Annotated in this window: 24 protein-coding genes; 19 read left to right on the forward strand and 5 right to left on the reverse strand. The window is 70.4% G+C overall.

Features of this window, described 5'->3' with window-relative positions; all coding sequences use genetic code 11:
- Positions 1–206: 206 nt before the first annotated feature.
- From OOK31_RS39445 to OOK31_RS29095, 5 genes are all read right to left on the reverse strand, one after another.
- Positions 207–686, reverse strand: coding sequence for a group II truncated hemoglobin (locus OOK31_RS39445; RefSeq protein WP_323188263.1), 480 nt, complete (start codon positions 684–686; stop codon positions 207–209).
- Entirely contained in the window at positions 683–1,012 is a 330-nt protein-coding gene (locus OOK31_RS39450; RefSeq protein ID WP_323188264.1) for an antibiotic biosynthesis monooxygenase family protein, read from the reverse strand. The genes OOK31_RS39445 and OOK31_RS39450 overlap by 4 nt, the downstream gene beginning before the upstream one ends.
- 77 nt (positions 1,013–1,089) lie before the next feature.
- Positions 1,090–1,587 carry a hypothetical protein gene (locus OOK31_RS29085; RefSeq protein ID WP_267090334.1) on the reverse strand — a complete coding sequence of 166 codons (498 nt, stop codon included), beginning with the start codon at positions 1,585–1,587 and terminating at the stop codon, positions 1,090–1,092.
- Between the two features lie 65 nt (positions 1,588–1,652).
- Positions 1,653–3,296, reverse strand: coding sequence for an FAD-dependent oxidoreductase (locus tag OOK31_RS29090; RefSeq protein ID WP_267090453.1), 1,644 nt, complete (start codon positions 3,294–3,296; stop codon positions 1,653–1,655).
- Between the two features lie 125 nt (positions 3,297–3,421).
- On the reverse strand, positions 3,422–3,694 hold the full coding sequence (locus OOK31_RS29095) for a UBP-type zinc finger domain-containing protein (protein ID WP_267090335.1): 273 nt from the start codon (positions 3,692–3,694) through the stop codon (positions 3,422–3,424).
- A 278-nt stretch (positions 3,695–3,972) separates the two neighbouring features.
- Here OOK31_RS29095 and OOK31_RS29100 point away from each other — a divergent pair, with 278 nt between their 5' ends.
- The 19 genes from OOK31_RS29100 to OOK31_RS29190 all read left to right on the forward strand — a co-directional run bounded on the left by OOK31_RS29100 (position 3,973) and on the right by OOK31_RS29190 (position 21,191).
- Entirely contained in the window at positions 3,973–4,797 is an 825-nt protein-coding gene (locus tag OOK31_RS29100; protein WP_267090336.1) for a type 1 glutamine amidotransferase domain-containing protein, read from the forward strand.
- A 34-nt stretch (positions 4,798–4,831) separates the two neighbouring features.
- Positions 4,832–6,475 carry a thiamine pyrophosphate-binding protein gene (locus tag OOK31_RS29105; protein WP_267090337.1) on the forward strand — a complete coding sequence of 548 codons (1,644 nt, stop codon included), beginning with the start codon at positions 4,832–4,834 and terminating at the stop codon, positions 6,473–6,475.
- A gap of 59 nt (positions 6,476–6,534) precedes the next feature.
- Positions 6,535–6,966: a nuclear transport factor 2 family protein gene (locus OOK31_RS29110; protein ID WP_267090338.1), complete on the forward strand. Its 432-nt coding sequence runs from the start codon at positions 6,535–6,537 to the stop codon at positions 6,964–6,966.
- Positions 6,967–6,979: 13 nt separating this feature from the next.
- Entirely contained in the window at positions 6,980–7,435 is a 456-nt protein-coding gene (locus OOK31_RS29115) for a nuclear transport factor 2 family protein (RefSeq protein WP_267090339.1), read from the forward strand.
- A gap of 13 nt (positions 7,436–7,448) precedes the next feature.
- Entirely contained in the window at positions 7,449–7,847 is a 399-nt protein-coding gene (locus OOK31_RS29120) for a nuclear transport factor 2 family protein (protein ID WP_267090340.1), read from the forward strand.
- Between the two features lie 17 nt (positions 7,848–7,864).
- On the forward strand, positions 7,865–9,478 hold the full coding sequence (locus tag OOK31_RS29125) for a GMC family oxidoreductase (RefSeq protein ID WP_267090341.1): 1,614 nt from the start codon (positions 7,865–7,867) through the stop codon (positions 9,476–9,478).
- Positions 9,471–10,082, forward strand: coding sequence for a DJ-1/PfpI family protein (locus OOK31_RS29130; RefSeq protein ID WP_267090342.1), 612 nt, complete (start codon positions 9,471–9,473; stop codon positions 10,080–10,082). The genes OOK31_RS29125 and OOK31_RS29130 overlap by 8 nt, the downstream gene beginning before the upstream one ends.
- On the forward strand, positions 10,082–10,519 hold the full coding sequence (locus OOK31_RS29135; protein WP_267090343.1) for a VOC family protein: 438 nt from the start codon (positions 10,082–10,084) through the stop codon (positions 10,517–10,519). Before OOK31_RS29130 ends, OOK31_RS29135 begins: the two co-directional genes overlap by 1 nt.
- Before the next feature lies 1 nt (position 10,520).
- Positions 10,521–12,344, forward strand: a complete 1,824-nt coding sequence (locus OOK31_RS29140) for an AGE family epimerase/isomerase (RefSeq protein WP_267090344.1) — start codon at positions 10,521–10,523, stop codon at positions 12,342–12,344.
- A 37-nt stretch (positions 12,345–12,381) separates the two neighbouring features.
- Positions 12,382–12,726 carry an STAS domain-containing protein gene (locus OOK31_RS29145; protein WP_267090345.1) on the forward strand — a complete coding sequence of 115 codons (345 nt, stop codon included), beginning with the start codon at positions 12,382–12,384 and terminating at the stop codon, positions 12,724–12,726.
- On the forward strand, positions 12,723–14,867 hold the full coding sequence (glgX, locus tag OOK31_RS29150) for a glycogen debranching protein GlgX (RefSeq protein WP_267090346.1): 2,145 nt from the start codon (positions 12,723–12,725) through the stop codon (positions 14,865–14,867). The genes OOK31_RS29145 and glgX overlap by 4 nt, the downstream gene beginning before the upstream one ends.
- A 26-nt stretch (positions 14,868–14,893) precedes the next feature.
- Complete coding sequence (locus OOK31_RS29155) at positions 14,894–15,205, forward strand: STAS domain-containing protein (RefSeq protein WP_267090347.1); 312 nt, start codon at positions 14,894–14,896, stop codon at positions 15,203–15,205.
- A gap of 29 nt (positions 15,206–15,234) precedes the next feature.
- Positions 15,235–15,690 carry an anti-sigma regulatory factor gene (locus OOK31_RS29160; protein ID WP_267090348.1) on the forward strand — a complete coding sequence of 152 codons (456 nt, stop codon included), beginning with the start codon at positions 15,235–15,237 and terminating at the stop codon, positions 15,688–15,690.
- Positions 15,672–16,931, forward strand: coding sequence for a PP2C family protein-serine/threonine phosphatase (locus tag OOK31_RS29165; protein WP_267090349.1), 1,260 nt, complete (start codon positions 15,672–15,674; stop codon positions 16,929–16,931). The genes OOK31_RS29160 and OOK31_RS29165 overlap by 19 nt, the downstream gene beginning before the upstream one ends.
- The gene (locus OOK31_RS29170; RefSeq protein ID WP_267090350.1) at positions 16,931–17,677 is read left to right on the forward strand and encodes a MinD/ParA family protein; all 747 of its coding nucleotides are present in this window, start codon (positions 16,931–16,933) and stop codon (positions 17,675–17,677) included. Before OOK31_RS29165 ends, OOK31_RS29170 begins: the two co-directional genes overlap by 1 nt.
- 69 nt (positions 17,678–17,746) lie before the next feature.
- Positions 17,747–18,487, forward strand: a complete 741-nt coding sequence (locus OOK31_RS29175) for a type 1 glutamine amidotransferase domain-containing protein (protein WP_267090351.1) — start codon at positions 17,747–17,749, stop codon at positions 18,485–18,487.
- A gap of 30 nt (positions 18,488–18,517) precedes the next feature.
- Complete coding sequence (locus OOK31_RS29180; RefSeq protein ID WP_267090352.1) at positions 18,518–20,002, forward strand: aldehyde dehydrogenase; 1,485 nt, start codon at positions 18,518–18,520, stop codon at positions 20,000–20,002.
- Positions 19,939–20,661, forward strand: coding sequence for an NADPH-dependent F420 reductase (locus OOK31_RS29185; RefSeq protein WP_267090353.1), 723 nt, complete (start codon positions 19,939–19,941; stop codon positions 20,659–20,661). Before OOK31_RS29180 ends, OOK31_RS29185 begins: the two co-directional genes overlap by 64 nt.
- A gap of 2 nt (positions 20,662–20,663) precedes the next feature.
- Entirely contained in the window at positions 20,664–21,191 is a 528-nt protein-coding gene (locus OOK31_RS29190; RefSeq protein ID WP_267090454.1) for a (2Fe-2S)-binding protein, read from the forward strand.
- Positions 21,192–21,196: the final 5 nt, after the last annotated feature.

Raw genomic sequence — 21,196 nt, forward strand, 5'->3', positions numbered from 1 at the left:
GAACCTGGGGCTCCGCCCCAGACCCCGCGCCTCAAACGCCGGCGGGGCTGGATTTGGCCGACGTGGGCCTTCGGGTGCGGGTGCGTTGCCGGGGGCCAGCCCCCGGACCCCCGCGCCTCAAACGCCGGCGAGGCTGGATGGGGCCGGCGGGGCTGGGTTTGGTGGGGCCGGTGGGTGTGGGGGCGGTTTGGGCCGCCCCCACTGGGTTATTCGGGGGTCGCTGTTTTCGGGACCCACGGTGGGGTCTGGCCCCAGGACCAGACGGGGATTTTGGCCGCGTCCACCGGTGGCGGGTTGGGGCCGGAGTAGATCAGGGCCATCCGGGTGCCCCACTCGATGTAGTAGACGAACACCGCGCGGAACTCCGGGTCCGTCGGCAGGCCGACCTCGTCGGCCGTGTCCAGCAGCAGGTCCACCCAGCGGCGGCGCTGCTTCTCGGTGATGGCGCGGCCCAGGTGCTTGGTCGCCATGTGCTGGTGGCCGCCGTGGTGCGCGGAGTAGGCGGCGGGGCCGCCGAAGACCTCCGCCAGCCACACCGCCACGTGGTGCGGGTGCTCCGCGTCCATGCCCTCGAAGACGGGGGCCAGGATCTCGTCGCTCAGGGCGTGCGCGTAGAAGGCGTCGGTGAGGCGGTCCATCGCCTCCTCGCCGCCCATCCACTCGTAGATGGTGGGCGTGGTGCTCATGACTGACCGGCGGCCTTTCCCGGACCGGAGACGGCGGTCGCGGAGTAGTGCTGCATCTCCTCGATGTTGGTCACGTACGGGCGGATCGCGCTGAAGAACGCCGGGAAGTGCTCGCCCTTGCGGAAGCCGTTCAGGTGGGCGTCGACCGAGGTCCAGCGGATGCGGAGGATGTATTTCTCCGCGTCGTCCGTGTTGTGGGCCAGCTCGTAGTCGATGCATTCGGGTGAGGCGGCCAGGGCCTCGGCCGCCCGGGCGTACGCGTCCTCGAACGCCTGCTGGTCATCCGAGGCGATCTTGTAGCGGATGTACTCGACGGTGGTGGTCATGGTGTGCGTGCCTCTCCCTGGGATCAGGTGGTCCCGGCTACCCTTCCGGGATCATGCGTGCCCGGTGACGGTTTCCCCTACTCGGACTCCGACTTCTGGATGTCGACGTCCGGCCCCTGGGCGCGTACCTGCTGCACCTTGTCGAGGGAGTCCCGCAGTTCGGCGAGCCAGGTGTCGGTGTTCTTCCCGACGAGGCGCACACACCAGGCCAGGGCGTCGGCCCGGCTGCGCGCCACGCCGCCCGCGACCAGGGTGTCGAGGACCTGCCGCTCGGACTGGCGCAGCCGGGTCATGACGGGGACGGCGAGGTGGGTGAAGAGGGTCGTCTCCTCACCCGACCTCACGCCCCAGGCCACCTTGCGGCGGTAGAGCTCCTCGGCCTCGCGCGCCACCTCGACGCGCTGCTCACGGGTGCGTTCGCGGAACTCCTTGACCGACTCGGCCGCCGGGACGGTGCCGACGACGGTGATCTCCTCGCGGTCGACCGTGACCGACACGAGGGATTCGTAGACGTCCACCGGCAGACGCTCGGCGAACCACGCGCGGAGCTGCTCGCTCTGTTCGGCTGTAATCATGTAATCAACGTTGCATCCGTTCTCCTCTTGATCGCAAGGGCCGGCGGGGGGAATCCCGTTCGCTCTCAGCCCATCGAGCGGTAGCGGTGGATCAGGGAGACCGCCATGGCTCCCTCGCCGACGCCCGAGGCGACCCGCTTGACCGAGTGGGCCCGTACGTCGCCCGCCGCGAAGACCCCGGGGACGCTCGTCTCCAGCGGGTACGGGGCCCGCTCCAGGCTCCACTCCGCCGGGAGTTCACCGCCGTTCGCGATCAGGTCGGAGCCGGTGAGGACGAAGCCGTACTCGTCGCGCTCGACCACCCCGGCCAGCCAGTCCGTGTGCGGGCGGGCCCCGATGAAGGTGAACATGAACCGGGCCGGGGTCTCGGTGTCCGCGCCGGTGTCGGAGTCGTGCAGGGTGATCCGCTCCAGATGCTCGTCGCCGTCCAGCGCGACCACCGTGGTGCGCACCCTGACCTCGATGTTCGGGGTGCGGTCGATCTCGTCGATCAGGTAGCGGGACATGCTCGCGTCCAGGGAGTCCGCGCGCACCAGGATCGTCACCCGGGCCGCGTACTTGGCGAAGTGCACCGCCGCCTGGCCGGCCGAGTTGGCGCCGCCCACGATGAACACGTGCTGCGAGATGCAGGCCGAGCTCTCCGTGGTGGCCGCGCCGTAGTACAGGCCCGCGCCCTCGAAGCGGTCCGCGCCGGGGGCCTGGAGGCGGTTGTACGAGACCCCGGTCGCCAGCAGCACCGTCTCCGCGCTGATCTCCGTACCGTCCGCCAGGGTCAGGATCTTCGCCGGGTCGTCCCGGGTCAGCGAGACCACCTCCACCGGGTGCAGGATCTCGGCGCCGAACCGGGAGGCCTGGATCGTGGCCCGGCGGGTCAGGTCCCCGCCCGAGAGGCCCGAGGGGAAGCCGAGGTAGTTCTCGATCAGGCTGGAGGTGCCCGCCTGGCCGCCCGGGGCGCGGGAGTCCAGCATCAGAGTGGACAGGCCCTCGGACGCCGAGTAGACCCCGGCGGCGAGGCCGGCCGGGCCGGCGCCGACGATGACGCACTCGTAGTGCGGGCGCGAGGCGGTGGTGGCCAGGCCCAGGCGGCGGGCGAGCTCGGTGTCGCTGGGGGCGGACAGCACCGACCCGTCCGGGAAGCGGACCAGGGGGAGCGCCGCGTCGGCCTGCGCGGCGGCGATCACGGTCAGCGCCTCGGGGTCCCGCTCGACGTTCAGGAAGCGGAACGGCTGGCCGTTGCGGGTGAAGAAGTCCCGGACGGCGTGGGTGCCGGGGGAGACCAGGTGGCCCGCGACGATGATCCCGTCGTAGGCCGGGCGGTAGGTGGCCAGCCAGTCCGACAGCAGGTCGTCCAGGACCGGGAAGAGCCTCTCGTGCGGCGGGTCCCAGGGCTTGAGCAGGTAGTAGTCCAGCCGGACCCGGTTGATGGCGGTGATGGCCGCGTCCGTCTCGGCGTACGCGGTCAGTAGGACGCGGCGGGCGTCCGGGAAGCGGCTGACGGCTTCGAGGAGGAACTCCACGCCGGTGACGTCGGGCATCCGCTGGTCGACGAGGAACAGCGCCGGGTCGTGGCCGCGCTCGTCGAGGGAGTCCAGGATCTTCAGGGCGTCGGCGGCCGAGGAGGCGCCGAGGACCCGGTAGCGGTCCCCGTAGGCACTGCGCAGGTCCCGGCGGACGGCGCGCAGCACCTGCGGGTCGTCGTCCACGGCCAGGATGACGGGCTTGCGGTTCTCGGCCCGCTCGGTGGCGGCGGCCGTCGTGGCGGCCGCGGACGAAGCCGAGGGGGAAGCCGGAGCGGAGGCGGAGGAGGGAGCGGCGGCGCGCTCCGGGGCCGGGCTCACGCCGGGTCCAGCATCAGCTGGTCGGCGTAGCACCAGGCCCAGTCCTCACCGGGCTCGTGCGAGGCCGCGATCGGGTGCGCGGTGGCCTTGAAGTGCCGTGTGGCGTGACGGTTCCTCGACGAGTCGCAGCATCCGACATGGCCGCAGCTCAGGCACATCCGCAGGTGCACCCAGGTGTCACCGGAGACGAGGCATTCCTCGCACCCCTCGGTACCGGGCTTCACCGGACGTATCTGGTCGACGTGTGTGCACAACAGCTCCATCGTCATCGTCCCCGTCCCTCTCCCTCGCGCACTGGTGTCTCCCCCCGCGCCCGTGATTCACGGCGCGTCCAGACCATAGGCCGCCGATCTCCAAAAGGTTCATCGATTCGGCCGAGGTCACTTAGTCCGGCGGCTACTTCATGACCTCGTCCGACGACTAGGTGAGGTGCCCCGACCAGCTGGCCCGCTACCTCACGAAGTCGCATTCACGCCCTTTGACGCAGGCCCTGGGCGCACGCAGTGTGGGTGACGCCAACGACAACAGGCGGCGCCTGGAGGAATCTGTGAGCAGAAAGATTCTGGTCATTGTCTCCGAACACGGTTACTGGGCCGAGGAACTCATCGGACCCGTTTCCAAGTTCGACGAGCGGGGCTACGAGATCGTATTCGCCACGCCGACCGGAAAGCGTGCGCACGCACTTCCGCCGAGCCTCGACGCGAACTACATCGATCCCCCGCTGGGACGCTCGGTGACCACCGAGGAGAACGCCCGGCTGGGCCGCGAGTTCGAGCAGTCGAGCCGGCTCGACTCGCCGCTCGACATCGAGGCATGGGTGCCCGAGCGCCCGTACACGAGCGACGAGGGCTATCTGCGCAAGCTGGAGCAGTACCACCGCGACCTGGACAAGCTCGACGCCGACATCGCGGACTACGACGCGATCCTCATCGTCGGCGGCAGCGGCCCGATCGCCGACCTCGCCAACAACGAGCGCGTGCACGCCCTGATCCTGGCCTTCAAGAAGGCCGGCAAGGTCGTCGCCGCCGAGTGCTACGGCGTGGCCTGCCTGGCCTTCGCCCGGGACTGGAGCGACCGCCGGAGCATCATCTGGGGCAAGCACGTGACCGGCCACTGCAAGGAGTACGACTACAAGGACGGCACCGGATTCCTCGGTACCGACTTCAACATGGGACCGCCCCCGTACCCGCTGGAGTACATCCTGCGCGATGCGACCGGCCCGCGCGGCGCCTATCACGGGAATTTCGGGAAGCCGGTCTCCGTGATCGTCGACTACCCCTTCGTCACCGGACGCTCGACCCCCGACTCGTACCTCACGGGGCAGAAGATCGTGGAGGTTCTGGAGGACGGTCTCACCCGCTACGGCTGGTAAAAACCGAAACATGCCAGGAAAGAGGGGGAGTTCCATGAACGCCGAAGCCACTCCCGGACGGGAAAGGCTGATCGAGCAGTTCAAGGCCGACGGCCTGAATATCATGTTCGGAAATCCGGGAACGGTGGAGCAGGGATTCCTCGACGCGGTGGACGCGGCGCCGGACTTCCACTACGTCCTCGCCCTCCAGGAAACCGTCGCCGCGGGCATCGCCGACGGCTATGCCCGCGCCACCGGCGGCGCGGCCCTGCTCCAGCTGCACTCCGGCGTCGGCCTGGGCAACGGCATCGGCATGCTGTACCAGTCGCTGCGCGGCCACACCCCGCTCGTCGTGGTCGCCGGCGACGCCGGCGTCCGCTACGACGCCATGGACGCGCAGATGGCCTGCGACCTGGTCGCCATGGCCAAGCCCGTGACCAAGTACGCGACCCGGGTCACCGACCCCCGGTCCGTGCTGCGCACGATCCGGCGGGCCGTCAAGATCGCCCTGACCCCGCCGCGCGGCCCGGTGTTCGTGGCGCTGCCCATGGACGTGCTCGACGAGCTCAACTCCGAGCCCGTCCTGCCCGCGACGGTGCCGCTCACGGACGTCGCGCCCTCGCCCGCCTCGGTGGGGCGGGCGGCCGAGCTGCTCGCCGACGCCGAACGGCCGCTCCTGCTCATCGGGGACGGGGTCGCGCTCTCCGGGGCGCAGGCCGAACTCGCCGCCGTCGCCGAGCTGCTGGGCGCCGACGTCTACGAGGTCGACTCCTCCGAGGTGAACATCGCGGCCTCGCACCCGCTGCGCCGGGGCCAGAGCGGCCACATGTTCGGCCCGCACAGCAAGGAGCTCGTCGGGGCGGCCGACGGGGTCCTGATCGTCGGCACCTACGTCTTCCCGGAGGTGTTCCCCGAGCTGGAGAGCCCCTTCCGGCCCGGCGCCAAGGTCGTCCACATCGACCTCAACGCCTACGAGATCGCCAAGAACCACCCGGTGGACCTCGGGCTCGCGGCGGACCCGAAGCAGGCGCTGCGCGCGCTGGCCGGCGTACTGGAACGGCGCATGAGCCCCGCCCGGCGGGCGGCCGCCGCCGCGCGGCTCGACGTACGCACCCGGGAGCGGGCCCGCGAGGCCCTCGCGCGGCCGGACGACGACACGCCGATGGGCGTCTTCCTGCGGACGCTGGCCGAGCGCACCGGCGGGGACCTCATCGTCTTCGACGAGGCGCTGACCACCTCCCCGCTGGTCACCCGGTACCTGCCGGCGGAGCGCCCGGGCGACTACCACCTCACCCGGGGCGGGTCGCTGGGCGTCGGCTTCCCGGGGGCGGTCGGCGCCAAGCTGGCCCGCCCGGACCGGCTCGTCGTCGGCTTCGCGGGCGACGGCGGGTCGATGTACACCTACCAGGCGCTGTGGACGGCGGTCCGGCACGGGATCGACGCCAAGTTCGTGGTCTGCAACAACCGCAAGTACCGGCTCCTCGACGACAACATCGCCCAGTACTGGCGGGAGCGGGACATCGCCGAGCACCCCTTCCCGGGGTCCTTCGACCTCTCGCACCCCGAGATCGACTTCGCGGGGCTGGCCCGGGCGCTGGGCGCCGACGGGACGCGCGTGGAGAAGCCGGACGAGGCGGTGGCGGCGGTGCAGCGGATGCTGGCCCACCCCGGCCCGTACCTCGTCGACATCCAGATCTGAGCCCCGAGCCCCGAGACCGACCAGCGCCGCCCATCCACCCACGGACAGGAGGAGACCGCATGCCCGCCGAGCGGCTGACCGAGGACGCGATCCGCACTTTCACCGAGAACTGGTACGTGGCCCTGGACCGGCACCTGCCGCTGGAGCAGGTGCTCGCCCTCATCACCGAGGACCTGGAGTTCAAGGTCCCCGAGGACACCTTCCTCGGACACCAGGGCTTCGGCCGCTGGTACGCCGCCGTGACCAGCCGTTTCTTCGACGAGGTGCACACCGTCACCAAGGTGGAGCCCGTCATCGAGGGGGACCGGGCGGTCGTCCGGGTCCTCGTCAACTGGCAGGCCAAGATCTGGGACCCGCCGGCCGCCCGCAGCCAGTGGCTCGGCTTCGACGCCGACCAGACCTGGACCGTGGTGGCGGGCCCCGACGGCCCCCTGATCAAGCAGTACACCGTCAACGAACTGGCGCCGATGCCCGGCTCCGGCTCGCTCTGAGGGGGCGCCGGCCATGACCGAAGTGACACGCGAACGCGTCGAGGCGGCCTACGCCGCCCTCGGCTCCGGCGACCGCGCCCGGATCCTGGAGTACTACTCCGAGGACCTGCGCTGGCTCGTCCCGGGCAACCACCCCCTCGCGGGCTGGTACGAGAGCCTGGACGCCTTCCTGGAGCTGATGGGGCAGACCCACAAGCTGACCGGCGGCACCTTCCGGATGGACCTGGAGGCGGTCCTCGTCGGCGAGGACTGCAGCGCCGACGTCTGCCGCAACGTCGCCCGGCGCGACGGCGCGGACCCGGCGAGCACCTCCCCGTACGAGCGGATGGACTACCCGGTCTTCCACTTCATGCGGTGGGAAGGCGGCCGGATCGTCGAGGGCCGCGACGGGCTCTTCGGCGACACGGCCTCCGCATTCAGCCAGTTCTGGGCGCCCTTCGCGCCGGACGGAACCCGCAGGGACCGATAGGGGGATGAACGCGATGAACGCGCAGAGCGCGCAGAGCGCCGAGGACGCACGGGCGGTCCTCACCAAGTACTACGAGTACGCCAACGCCGGCGACTGGGACCGCTGGTGCGACCTGTTCGCCGAGGACCAGGTCATGGACGAGCAGCTCGCCGGGCACATCGAGGGCCTGGAGACCCTGCGCTCGATGATGAAGGGCATGGGGACCATGTACCGGGTCTTCCGCAACGAGCCCGTCCACTTCCTCGTCGACGGCGAGAAGGCCGCGGCCGTCTCGCACCTCACCGCCGTCAGCGCCTCCGGCGAGGCCATCGAGGCCGAGGTCATGAACTTCTTCCGGATCGTGGACGGACGGATCGCCTACATGGCGAACTACCACGACACCGTCCCCTTCCAGGTGCTGAGCCAGGGCTGAGGGGGAGGACCCGACTCGTGGCCACAGAGCAGTACGACTACGTGATCGTCGGCTCCGGCACCGCCGGCAGCGTCCTCGCCCACCGCCTCTCCGCCGACCCGGACGTCTCCGTCCTGGTCCTGGAGGCGGGCGGCAGCCGGATCCCGCCCGAGGTGGACGACCCGTCCTCCTGGTACAAGCTCCTCGGCGGCCCCGTCGACTGGGGCTACACCAGCGTCCCGCAGCCGGGCCTGGGCGGCCGCCGTACGTACGAACCGCGCGGCAAGGCCCCCGGCGGCAGCAGCAACCTCTACATCATGATGCACATCCGGGGCCACGCCTCGGACTTCGACAACTGGGCCTACCAGGGCGCGGCCGGCTGGGCGTACGAGGACGTCCTGCCGTACTTCGCCCGGCTGGAGGCCCAGGAGGACGCCACCGCGCCCACCACCGGCACCGGCGGACCGCAGCGGGTCACCAACGCGGGCCTGCACGGCCCCAACCCGGCCTCCCGGGCCTTCATCGACGCCGCCGTCGAACTGGGCCACGAGGAGATCGCCGACTTCAACACCGACGGCCCCCGGCGCGGCCTCTTCGGCACCGGCTGGCACCACATCGACGTGGCCGACGGACGCCGTCAGGGCGCGCTGGCCGCCTACCTGGAGCCCGCGCTCCAGCGGCCCAACCTGACCCTGCGCACCGACGCCCAGACCACCCGGCTGCTCTTCGACGGGGACACCTGCACCGGCGTCGAGTACACCCAGCTCCAGCCGCCCGCGCAGTTCCCCGGCCGGACCGTCCGCGACGGCCACAGCCGGGCCCAGGCCCCCGGGGCGCACACCGTACGGGCCCGGCGCGAGGTGATCGTGGCGGCCGGGGCGATCGAATCCCCGAAGCTGCTGCTGCTCTCCGGGATCGGCCACCCCGACCAGCTGCGCGAGCACGGCATCGGGGTCACCGCGGCCCTGCCCGGGGTCGGCGAGAACTTCCACAACCACGTGCTGACCGGGCTGATGGCCGAGGTCTCCCAGGAGCTCCAGCCGCCCGCGCAGAACCTTTCCGAGAGCGCTCTATTCCTGTCCTCCCGGCCCGGACTGCCCGCCCCGGACCTCCAGATCGCCTTCGTCCACGTCCCCTTCGACGTGATCGTCGGCCAGGACCACCCCAACACGGTGTCGATCCTGCCCGGTCTGGTGCGGCCCGTCTCCCGAGGCTGGATCAGGCTCGCGAGCGCCGACCCGCTGGCCCACCCGCTGGTCAACCCGAACTACCTGGGCGACCGCTGGGACCTGGAGCGGATGGTGCAGGCCGTCAAGCTCTCCCGGGAGCTGTTCGCGACCTCCGCCTTCTCGCCCTGGTACAAGCAGGAGCTCCAGCCGGGGCCCGGCTACGCCGGCGACGAGGAGCTGCGGACCTTCGTACGGCAGAAGTCGGAGAGCTACCACCACCAGGCCGGCTCCTGCCGGATGGGCATCGACGACCTCTCCGTCGTCGACCCCGAACTGCGGGTGCACGGCGTACGGAACCTGCGCGTCGTCGACGCCAGCGTGATGCCCGCCGTCCCGTCGGGCAACTGCCACACCGCGATCGCGATGATCGCCGAGCGCGCGGCGGAGTTCATCGCCGCACCGAAGGGAGCCCACGGTGCCTGACGTCGTCCTGCGCGAAGGCGCGCTGAGCGGTACCCGGATCGCGGTCCTCGTGGAGAGCGACTTCTACGAGCCGGAGATCTTCTACTACCAGCACCGCTTCGCCGAGGAAGGCGCCCAGGTCGACTTCCTGACCCGGCTGTGGGGCAACGACTCCATCACCTTCTCCGGCCACGAGTACCGGGCGCCCTTCACCGCCGACCTGTCCCTGGAGGGGCTGAGCGACGAGGAACTGCGCCGCTACGCCGCGATCATCGTGCCCTCGGGCATGGTGGCCGACCGGCTGCGCTACACCGAGGACGTGGACCGGCTGGCCCCGGCCACGGAGCTGCTGCGCCGGGCCTTCGAGGAGCCGACGGTCCTCAAGGGAATCATCTGCCACGGCATGTGGCTGGCCTCCTCCATCCCGGGCAAGGTCCGCGGCCGCAAGGTGGTCTGCCACAACAACCTCATCGGGGACGTCCGCAACATGGGCGCCGAGTACGTCGACGAGGACGTGGTGGTCGACGGCGACCTGGTCACCGGCCGCACCGGAGCCCACCACCACCTCTTCGCCCGCCGCATCATCGAGCTGGTCGCGGCCGGGCGGGGCCGGAGGGCCGGCTGATGCCGGACCGCATGTACTGGTCGCACGTGGGCCTGAACTGCGCCGACCAGAAGACCACCGAGGAGTTCTACACCCGGTACTTCGGCTTCACCCGGGCCCGGGTGGTCGACCTCGGCGAGGCGAAGATCGTGTTTCTGCGCAAGGGGGACGCGTACCTGGAACTCTTCGCGGCCGACGCCGAGCCGGCCCGCGCGGCGCACGACGACGGCCCGCGGACCCCGGGCCGGATGCGCCACCTGGCCTTCCAGACCGACAGCGTCGACGCGTTCCTCGCGGAACTGGGCGACGCCGCCGAAGTGACCCTGGGGCCGCTGGACTTCGACGACTTCATCTGCGGGTGGCGGACCGTGTGGGTCCGCGACCCCGACGGGGTGATCGTCGAGGTCAGCCAGGGATACGAGGACGACAGCTCTCACGACGACAAGGACGGTGCATGACATGGCGGGCTCCTTGAGCTTCTCCTTCTCCGACACGATCGCGGGCTACGTCGTCCGCTTCGAATCCGGCTCCCGGCAGCTGACGCTGAAGACCTCCGACGAGCGGACCTTCGAGGTCTCCCTCGCCGGCGACCCCAGCGCCGAGCTGGTCCGCAACCTGGACGAGCCGTACATCGACGCCTCCGGGCACATCGACGAGATGCTCTCCCCGGGCCGTTTCCTCTTCGTCTACGGGGTCCACTACCCGGAGCAGGGCGGCCGGTTCGAGGCGAAGCGCCTGGTGTTCCTGGGCCGCGGCGCCGAGGACTACCGCTTCGAGGAGCCGAGCTGGTGGGTCAAGCAGATCGAGTCGCTGGCCGACTTCTACAAGCGGGCGCAGTTCGGCGACGGACCGGTGGACTTCACCGAGTACCGCACCGAGATCAGGCTCGGCGGTGACAAGACGGCCAGCCACGTCCAGGAGACCGACACCATCTCCCGCCTGGTCTACGGCATGGCCTCGGCCTACCTGCTGACCGGCAAGGACGAATACCTGGAGGTCGCCGAGCGCGGCACCGAGTACCTGCGCAAGCACATGCGGGTCGTCGACAGCGAGGAGGACGTGGTCTTCTGGTACCACGGCATCAGCGTCGACGGGGACAGCGAACGCAAGCTGTTCACCTCGGAGTTCTCCGACGACTACGACGCGATCCCGATGTACGAGCAGATCTACGCGCTCGCCGGCCCCGTCCAGACCTACCGGATCACCGGTGACGTCCGGATCAAGAACGACGCCGACGCCACCATCCGGCTGTTCGACAAGTTCTTCAAGGACCCCGAGCAGGGCGGGTACTTCTCGCACATCGACCCGATCCTCTTCAGCGCCGACCACGAGTCGCTGGGCGAGAACGCCGAGCGCAAGAACTGGAACTCGGTCGGGGACCACGCGCCCGCGTACCTGATCAACCTGTACCTGGCGACCGGCGACCAGAAGTACGCCGACTTCCTCGAGTACACGTTCGACACGATCGCGGACAAGTTCCCGGACTACAAGAACAGCCCCTTCGTCCAGGAGCGGTTCTTCCGCGACTGGTCGCACGACACCGCGCACAGCTGGCAGCAGAACCGCGCGGTGGTCGGCCACAACCTCAAGATCGCCTGGAACCTGATGCGCATGAACTCCCTGAAGGCCAAGCCGGCCTACGAGGAGCTCGCCAGGAAGATCGGCGAGATCATGCCGGCGGTCGGCAGCGACGTCCAGCGCGGCGGCTGGTACGACGTGGTGGAGCGGGCGAAGAGCGGGGACCAGGAGGCGTACCGGTTCGCCTGGCACGACCGCAAGGCCTGGTGGCAGCAGGAGCAGGCGATCCTCGCCTACCTCATCCTGAACGGCACCGTCGGCGACGACGCCAGCCTGCGCGAGGCCCGGCAGGCCCAGGCCTTCTACAACACCTTCTTCCTCGACCACGACGAGGGAGCCGTCTACTTCAACGTGCTCGCCAGCGGTACGCCGTACCTGCTCGGCACCGAGCGGCTCAAGGGCAGCCACTCGATGTCCATGTACCACTCGGCGGAACTCTGCTTCCTCGCCGCCGTGTACAACAACCTGCTCGTCAACGGCCGGGAGATGGACTTCCACTTCCAGCCGGACCCGACCGACCTGCCCGACCGGATCCTGCGGGTCTCGCCCGACCTGCTGCCCGCCGGATCCGTACGGATCGCTTCCGTGGAGATCGACGAGAAGCCGTACGAGGAATTCGACGCGGACGAGCTCACCGTCCACCTCCCCGACGTCCAGGGGCGGGTGAAGGTCAAGGTCCGGCTCCGGCCCGTGGCCAAGAAGTAGCGCTCAACGGGGGGCGCCCCAATCAGAGGGGAAGGCAATGACTCTCAGCATCAAGGAACGCCGGAACAAGGCGGGCACCGTGCTCGTCGCCACCGGCGAGATCAACAGCGAGACCTCGGGCGCCCTGCTCGAGGCACTGCTGCCGCTGGTCCGCGAGGGCCGGCCGCTGCGCATCGACCTGACCGCCGTCACCTACGTCTCCAGCGCCGGGCTGCGCACGCTGCTCGTCGTCTACCGCGAGGCGCAGCACGCAGGTGTCGCGGTCACCCTGTACGGGGTCAGCGAGGAAGTCCGGTTCGTCATGTCGGCCACCGGCTTCCTGGACTTCTTCGAGACCGGCGAGGCCGCCGCGGCGGCCGCCCGGGCCAAGGTCGCGCGATGAGCGAGGCCCGGTCCGAGCAGGTGCTGCGCGTGGACGCGTACCCGACCCACGAAGTGGGCGGGTACCGCGTCCGCGCGGGCAAGCCCTTCCCCTTCGGGGCCAACGTGGTACCCGGCGGGGTCAGTTTCTCCGTCTTCTCCGACCAGGCCACCTCCATGACCCTGGTCATCTTCAAGCGCGGAGAGCCCGAGCCGATGGCCGAGCTGGAATTCCCCGAGGAGTTCCGCACCGGCAGCGTCTTCGCCATGACGGTCTTCGGCCTCGACCACGAGAACATCGAGTACGGGTACCGGGCCGACGGCCCCTTCGACCCGGCCACCGGCCACCGCTTCGACGCCCGCCAGGTGCTCTCCGACCCGTACGCCCGGCTGATCGCCGGCCGTGACGTGTGGGGCGTGGAGCCGGACCGCAGCCGCGGCTACCAGTACCGCTCGCGGGTCTGCCTCCAGGACTTCGACTGGGGCGACGACACCCCGCTGCGGCTGCCCGCCGAGGACCTCGTCGTCTACGAGGCCCACGTGCGCGGCTTCACCCGCCACCCCTCCTCGCAGGTCACGGCCCCCGGCACCTTCGCGGGGCTGCGGGAGAAGATCCCGTACCTGAAGGAACTCGGGGTGAACTGCATCGAGCTGCTGCCCGTGTTCGAGTTCGACGAGAGCGACAACCCGCGCAGCAACCCCGAGACCGGCGAGAAGCTCTACGACTACTGGGGCTACAACACCGTCTCGTTCTTCGCGCCCAAGGCCGGCTACGCGGCCACCGGACGCTACGGCATGCAGGGCGACGAGTTCCGCACCCTGATCAAGGACCTGCACGCCGCCGGCATCGAGGTGATCCTCGACGTCGTCTTCAACCACACCGCCGAGGGCAACGAGATGGGCCCGACCATCTCCTTCAAGGGCCTCGACAACGCCACGTACTACATGCTCACGCCCGAAGGGTACTACTTCAACTTCAGCGGCACGGGCAACACGGTCAACTGCAACCACCCCGTCGTGCGCAACTACGTGCTCGACTGCCTGCGCCACTGGGTCGCCGACTACCACGTCGACGGCTTCCGCTTCGACCTCGCGGCCATCCTCGGCCGGGACCTGGACGGCACCCCGCTGCCCAACCCGCCGCTGCTGGAACTGCTCGCCTTCGACCCCGTCCTGCGGCACACCAAGCTCATCGCCGAGGCCTGGGACGCGGGCGGACTCTACGAGGTCGGAAACTTCCCGGCGTACGGCCGCTGGGCGGAGTGGAACGGCAAGTACCGCGACACCGTCCGCAGCTTCCTCAAGGGCGACCCCGGGGTCACCGGGGAGCTCGCGACGCGGATCGCCGGCTCGCCCGACCTCTACTCCACCCGCGGCACCTCGGCGTCCGTGAACTTCCTGACGGCGCACGACGGCTTCACCCTGGCCGACCTGGTCTCCTACAACGACAAGCACAACGAGGCCAACGGCGAGGGCAACAACGACGGCGGCAACGACAACGCCAGCTGGAACTGCGGGGCCGAGGGGCCGACCGAGGACCCCGAGGTCAACGCGCTGCGGCTGCGACAGATGAAGAACGCCCTCGCGATCCTCCTCACCAGCCAGGGCATCCCGATGCTGCTGTCCGGGGACGAGGTCGCACGCACCCAGCAGGGCAACAACAACACGTACTGCCAGGACAACGAACTGTCCTGGTTCGACTGGGACCAGGTCGACGACAACGCCGAACTGCTCCGGTTCACGCGGGAGATGATCGCCTTCCGCAAGCACCACCGGGAACTGCGCTCCACCTCCCACCCCACCGGCCGGCTGCGCGACAACCTGGGCCTGCCGGACATCAGCTGGCACGGGGAGCGGGCCTGGCAGCCCGACTGGTCGGCCGAGAGCCGGCTGCTGGCCGTGGCCCGCTGCGGGGTCGGTGACGAGGACGTGGTGTACGTGGCCATGAACTCCCACTGGGAGGCGCACGACCTGGAACTGCCCGCCCTGCCCGGCGGCCGCAGCTGGCACCTGTTCGCCGACACCGGCGCCGAGGCGCCGTACGACATCCGCACCCCGGGCACGGAAGCGGAGCTGGACAACGCCGGGAAGTACCTGATCGGCCCGCGGTCGGTCGTGATCCTGGTGGGCCGCGCGAACGAGCCCGAGCCCCGAGACGCCTGACACGCCCTGACCGAAGGAGACCTCACATGCCGCTTTCCGTGTCCCTGAGCATCGAGGGCGACACCACCGTGATCGAACTGACGGGCGAGCTGGACGCCAAGACCGCACCGGACTTCCACCAGACCATCGAGAAGGCCGCCGGTCACGGCACCAGCACCGTGGAGATCCGGATGGCCGGCGTCGGCTACATGGCCAGCGCCGGACTGCGCTCCCTGGTCTTCGCCCAGCAGAAGGTGGCCACCGGGGTCACCATCAAGGTGGTCGGCGCCATCGAGCCCGTCTCCCGGACCATCCGCACGGCCGGGCTCGACCGCAGCATCCTGCTCTCCGATGACTGAGTCGGCCGGCCGGACCGCCGGAGACTGAGATGGTCGAACTGGCGAGGAAGCCCGCCGTACTGGAAGTGCCCGCCACCGTGGGGGCACTGGGCGAGATCGCCGCGTTCGTCCTCGGCCTCGCCGGCCGGGCCGGTCTCGGCAAAGGAGCCACGTACCGGATCCGGCTGGCCGTCGACGAGCTGGCCACGAACATCGTGATGCACGGGTACCGGGGCGGCGACGGACGGATCACCGTCCGCGGCCGCTCCGGTCCCGACGGGGTGCGGATCGTCATCGAGGACACCGCCCCCGCGTTCGACCCCGTCGAAGGCCGCCTGCCCCCCGCCCCCGGGGTCCCCCCGGAACGGCGCAGGGTCGGCGGCCTCGGCATCCACCTGGCACTGACCAGCGTGGACGAGTACACGTACGCCCGCAGGGACGGCCGCAACATCAGCACGCTGACTGTGAAGGCTGAGGGGACGGACCCATGCCCTCCACGACCGTGATCATCCTCGACGAGTACCCGCCGCCACCGCCCGAACTGCTCGACGCGCTCAGGGCGATGGACGCGGAACTCGTCACCCGCACACTGCGCGAACTGCGCGAAGGCCCGCTGGAGGAGCTGCCCGTCGCGGACGTGCTGCTCGCCCCGGCCGAGGCCGACGGGGAGTCCGTGCGCACGGCCGTACGCCGGCTGCGCCGCTGGGCAGGGGCCCCGATCGTGGCCGTGTGGACCGTGTCCGACTTCGTCGCCCTGGAGCGGCACGTCCGCCTCGGGCACGACTACCTCGTCCCGCCCTTCCTGCCCGCGCTCGTCGGGGCCCGGCTGCTCACCTGCTCGGAACGGGCGGGCCTGGGCCGCCACCTGCGCGAGGCCGACGCCCGCGCCGAACTCATGGGCTACGAGAAGGAACTGGAGATCGGCCGCGAGATCCAGGCCGGCTTCCTGCCCGAATCGCTGCCCGTGCCCGACGGCTGGGAGATCGACGTCCGCTTCCGGCCCGCACGCCAGGTCGCCGGGGACTTCTACGACGTCTTCGAGCTCTCCCGGGGCCGCAGGCTCGCGGTCGTCGTCGCCGACGTCTGCGACAAGGGCGTCGGCGCGGCCCTGTTCATGGCCCTCATCCGCTCCCTGCTGCGCCACACCGCCGAGAACAGCGGACTCCAGCACCTGATGGCCGAAGGCCGCACCGGCGGCAGCCGGCGCACCCCGGTCGTGGGCGCCACCCCGCTGCTCAACGCGGTCACCGCCACCAACGGCTACCTCACCCGCAACCACCTGCGGCAGGGCTACTTCGCCACCCTGTTCTTCGGCGTCCTGGACCCGCTCACCGGCAGCCTCGTCTACATCAACGGCGGCCACAACCCGCCGCTGCTGCTCTCCGGGGACGGCGCCCTGCCACGCCCGCTCGACGTGACAGGACCCGCCGTCGGAGTCCTGCCCGACTGCGTCTACACCCTCGGCTACGCCCAGCTGAACCCCGGCGACACCCTCTTCGTGTTCACCGACGGAGTGCCCGAGGCACGCTGCCCCCAGGGCGGCTTCCTCGGTGACGAGAGGATGCTGGAGCTGCTCACCGGCCCCCCGGGGAGCGGCAGGGAGGTGGTCGATCTGATGGACCGGGCGGTGCGCGAACACACCGGCAACGGCGAACAGCACGACGACGTCACCATGCTGGCCCTGCACCGGCCACGCGCGGCGCGGGGGCCGCACGCGGGCGGCAGAGGCTACCGGGTGGTGGCCTGATGACCCGGACCATCGTGGTGCACTCGCACCGCGGCGGCACCGGAAAGTCCTCGGTGCTGGCGAACCTCGCGCTGCTCCTGGCAGCCGGGGGGAGCCGGGTGGGGGTGGTCGACACCGACCTCCAGTCACCCACCCTGGACCTGCTCTTCGGACTCGGGCCGGGCACCGGCTCACTGGCCGACTACCTCCTCGGCCGCTGCGAGATCGAGTCCGCGGCCCGCGCCACCGCGGTGCCCGGGCTGTACGTCGTACCGGCCCGGTCCGGGCCGGAGGACCTGCGGGAGCTGATGACCACCGGGTACGACGTGGGACTGCTCCCGGAGGGCTTCGACCGGCTGGCGGAGCACCACGCGCTCGACGTGCTCCTGCTCGACACCCACGCCGGGCTCAACAACGAGTCGGTGACCGCCATGGGCAGCGCCGACGTGGTGCTGATCATGGCGCGGGCCGACCGCATCGACCTCTCGGGGGTCGAGGAGACCATCGCCCTGGCCGGACGGCTGGCCTGCCGGCGCGTCCTGGTGCTGAGCATGGCGCCCGAGGGCGTCGACCGGGAAACGGTCCGGCGGCGGGCGGAGGAGGTCTACGGCGCCCCCCTCGCCGGAATTCTCCCCTACGTGCCGGAAATGGCGGCGCTGTACGGCGAGCGCATATTCGCGGAAGCACTTCCCGGCCACCCCCTGGTCGATGAATTCCGCACGATCCTGACGGCGTTGGACGCACGTGACGAAGTATCGCGGGCCTGACGTCTCCCCCTTACGCCCCTAGCAGGGGGCGTGTTGAATCGGCAGCGAATCCAGAACAAGGAGAGAGTCATGAAGATTCTCGTCGTCATGACGGCAAAGGCCACGCTCCACCTACTGGACGGGGAACAACACCCCTCGGGATTCTGGGCCGAGGAATTCGTGGTTCCCTATACGCTCTTCCGGGCCGCCGGCCACGCCGTGGACGTGGCGACGATCGGGGGCGAGGCCCCCACGGTCGACCAGACCAGCGTCGACGCACAGTTCCTCCAGTGGGTGCGGCCCCAGGGCTCGCCCGACGAGGACGCGGCCAACGCGGCCGACTACGTACGCGTCATCGAACAGACCCCCCAGCTGAAGAACCCCCTCGTGCTGGAGTCCCTCGGCGAGAAGGACGTCGCCGGGTACGACGGCATCTACATCAGCGGCGGCCACGGGGCCATCGGCGACCTGCCCAAGTCCGACGAGCTCGCCCAGCTCCTGCGCTGGGCCATCGCCCAGGACAAGCCGATCGCCACCGTCTGCCACGGCCACACCGCGCTCCTCGCGCTCCGCGACGGCGAGGGCCACTGGCCGTTCGAGGGATACCGGATGACCGCGTTCTCCCACAGCGAGGAACTGGTCACCAACATGGCCGGCCGGCTCCCGCTGATCCTGGAGGCCGAGCTCACCAGACTGGGCGCCCGCTACGAGAAGGCCGAAGCGATCTGGGACTCGCACGTCGTCGTGGACCGCAAGCTCACCACCGGCCAGAACCCGTACTCCTCCAAGGCCCTCGCCGAGACGTTCCTACGGCAGCTGGAACAGGGCTAGCCCCCGCACTCGACACCGGAAGGTGCAGCCATGACCAAGCGCGTGCTCAGTGACCGGCCCCTGGCCAACCCCGGGAAGCTGTTCATAGGCGGCAAATGGGTCCCCGCCCAGGACGGCCGTACCGAACCGGACATCAGCCCGGTCGACGGACAGGAGATCGTGCCGGTGGCCCAGGCCGCCGCCGCCGACGCGGACGCGGCCGTCGCCGCCGCCCGCCGAGCGTACGAGGAAGGTCCGTGGAGCCGGCTGTCCGCCCAGGAGCGCGCGCTGCGGCTGAACCGCGTCGGTGAACTCATCGAACGGGACCTGGAGGAGATCGCCCTGCTGGAAACGGTGGACATGGGCAAGCCGTTCGCCTTCTCCAGCACCGTCGACGCACCCATGGCCGCCCAGCTCATGCACTACTACGCGGGCGCGGTCACCCGGGTCGACGGCTCCTCCAGGGCCCCGGCCGGCGGACAGCTGGCCTACACCCTGCGCGAACCGCTGGGCGTGGTCTGCGCCATCACCCCCTTCAACTTCCCGCTGCTGCTGTCGATGACCAAGATCGCCCCGGCCCTCGCGGCCGGGAACACGGTCGTCCACAAGCCCTCACCGGCCACCCCGCTCACCGCCCTGAAGATCGCCGAACTCTTCCAGGAGGCGGAGATCCCCGACGGGGTGCTGAACGTCATCACCGGTCCGGGCGTGGAACTGGGAGAGACCCTCACGGGCCACCCCGACATCGACAAGATCGCCTTCACCGGCTCCACGGCCGTCGGCCAGACGATCATCCGCAAGTCGGCCGGCACCCTGAAGAAGGTGACGATGGAACTCGGCGGGAAGTCCGCCAACATCGTCTTCGCCGACGCCGACCTCGACGCCGCCGAGGAACTCGCCTTCTTCGGCATCTACTACAACAAGGGCGAGATCTGCACCGCCGGATCCCGGCTGCTGCTGCACCGGCCCATCCACGACGAGATGGTCGAACGCCTGGTCCGCCGGGCCGCCGCCCTCAAGCCCGGGGACCCGCGCGACCCCGCCACCCTCTTCGGACCGCTGGCCCACCGGGGCCAGTTCGACAAGGTCAGCTCCTACATCGAGGTCGGCGAGAAGGAAGGCGCGGTGCTGCGCACCGGAGGCGCCGGCTGGACCCCGGAGGGCGCCTCCAGTCAGGGCCTGTACTTCCTGCCGACCGTCTTCACCGGCGTCGACAACGGGATGCGCATCGCCCAGGAGGAGATCTTCGGACCCGTCCTGTCGATCATCCCCTTCGACACCGAGGAGGACGCCGTACGCATCGCCAACGACAGCGCGTACGGCCTCGCCGCCGGGGTCCACACCAAGGACCTGCGGCGGGCCCACCGGGTCGCCTCGCAGATCAAGGCGGGGACGGTCTGGGTGAATTGCTACAACCAGTACGACCCCTCCGTGCCCTACGGCGGCTACAAGGCCTCCGGCTACGGCCGCGAGTGCGGGCCGGAGTCCTTGGAGAGCTACACCCAGACCAAGTCGGTCTGGATCGGAATGGACTGACCTCCGGCGCCGCCGGACCCAGAGATCGAGGAGCCCCCATGCGGACAGGCGTCATCGGTACCGGGCGGATCGGTTCCACCCTCGCGAGGATCCTGGTGGCGGCAGGCCACCAGGTGGTGCTCGCCAACGCCCGCGGGCCGCGCTCCCTCGGCCCCCTGCTGGCCGAACTGGGCCCCGAGGCCTCGGCGGCGCACCCCGTCGAGGCCGCGGGCCAGGCCGACCTCCTGGTGCTGATGCTGCCCTTCGCCGGCGTGCGGGGGCTGCTGCCCCCGCACGTGGTGCAGGACAAGGTGCTGGTGGACGCGACCAACGCGTTCGCCGGCGCCGGCGCCCCCGCGGACCTGGGCGGGCGGGGCTCCAGCGAACTCGTCGCCGAGTGGTATCCCGGAGCCCGCGTCGTGAAATCCCTGAACACCATGCACTTCGAAACCCTCGCCGTCGCCGGGACCGCCCCCGGCACGGCGGCGTCCGAGCGCCTGGCCCATTTCACGGCGGGCGACGACGCGAAGGCGAAGGAAATCGTCGCGGGAATCATCACGGACCTCGGATTCGCCGCCGTGGACACCGGGCCGCTGCACTCGGGAGGAATTCTCCAGCAGCCCGGCGGTCCCCTCTTCAACCGGCCGCTCACGGAAGCGCAGGCGCTCGCATGGATCTGACACTGCACGTGAACGGAAGACCCGAGCAGTTCTCGGCCCAGCCCAACGAACTGCTCGTCGAACGGCTCCGTGACGGCCTCGGACTGACCGGCACCAAGGTCGGCTGCGACACCGGCCAGTGCGGAACCTGCGTCGTGCGGCTCGACGGCCGGTCCGTCAAGAGCTGCCTGGTCCTCACCGCGGCCGCCGCCGGCGCCGAGGTGACCACCATCGAGGGGGTGACCACCCCCGGCGGTGAACTGACCGGCCTCCAGGAGGCCCTGCGCGAGGAACACGGCACGCAGTGCGGCTTCTGCACGCCCGGCATGGTCATGGCACTCGGCGAGCTCGTCGAGACCGCGCTCGTCAAGAACGCCGCCGGCGGCGAGCCCCCCACCGAGCCCGAGATCCGCGAATGGCTCACCGGCAACCTCTGCCGCTGCACCGGCTACCACAGCGTGGTCCGCGGCGTGCAGCGCGCCTGCGCCGCACCCGCCCCGGCCGACGCCTCCGCCGCGGCCACCGCCGGCGCGTCCGGACAGGAGGGGTGAGCGAG

This window comes from Streptomyces sp. NBC_00249, assembly GCF_026342355.1.
GTDB lineage: Bacteria > Actinomycetota > Actinomycetes > Streptomycetales > Streptomycetaceae > Streptomyces.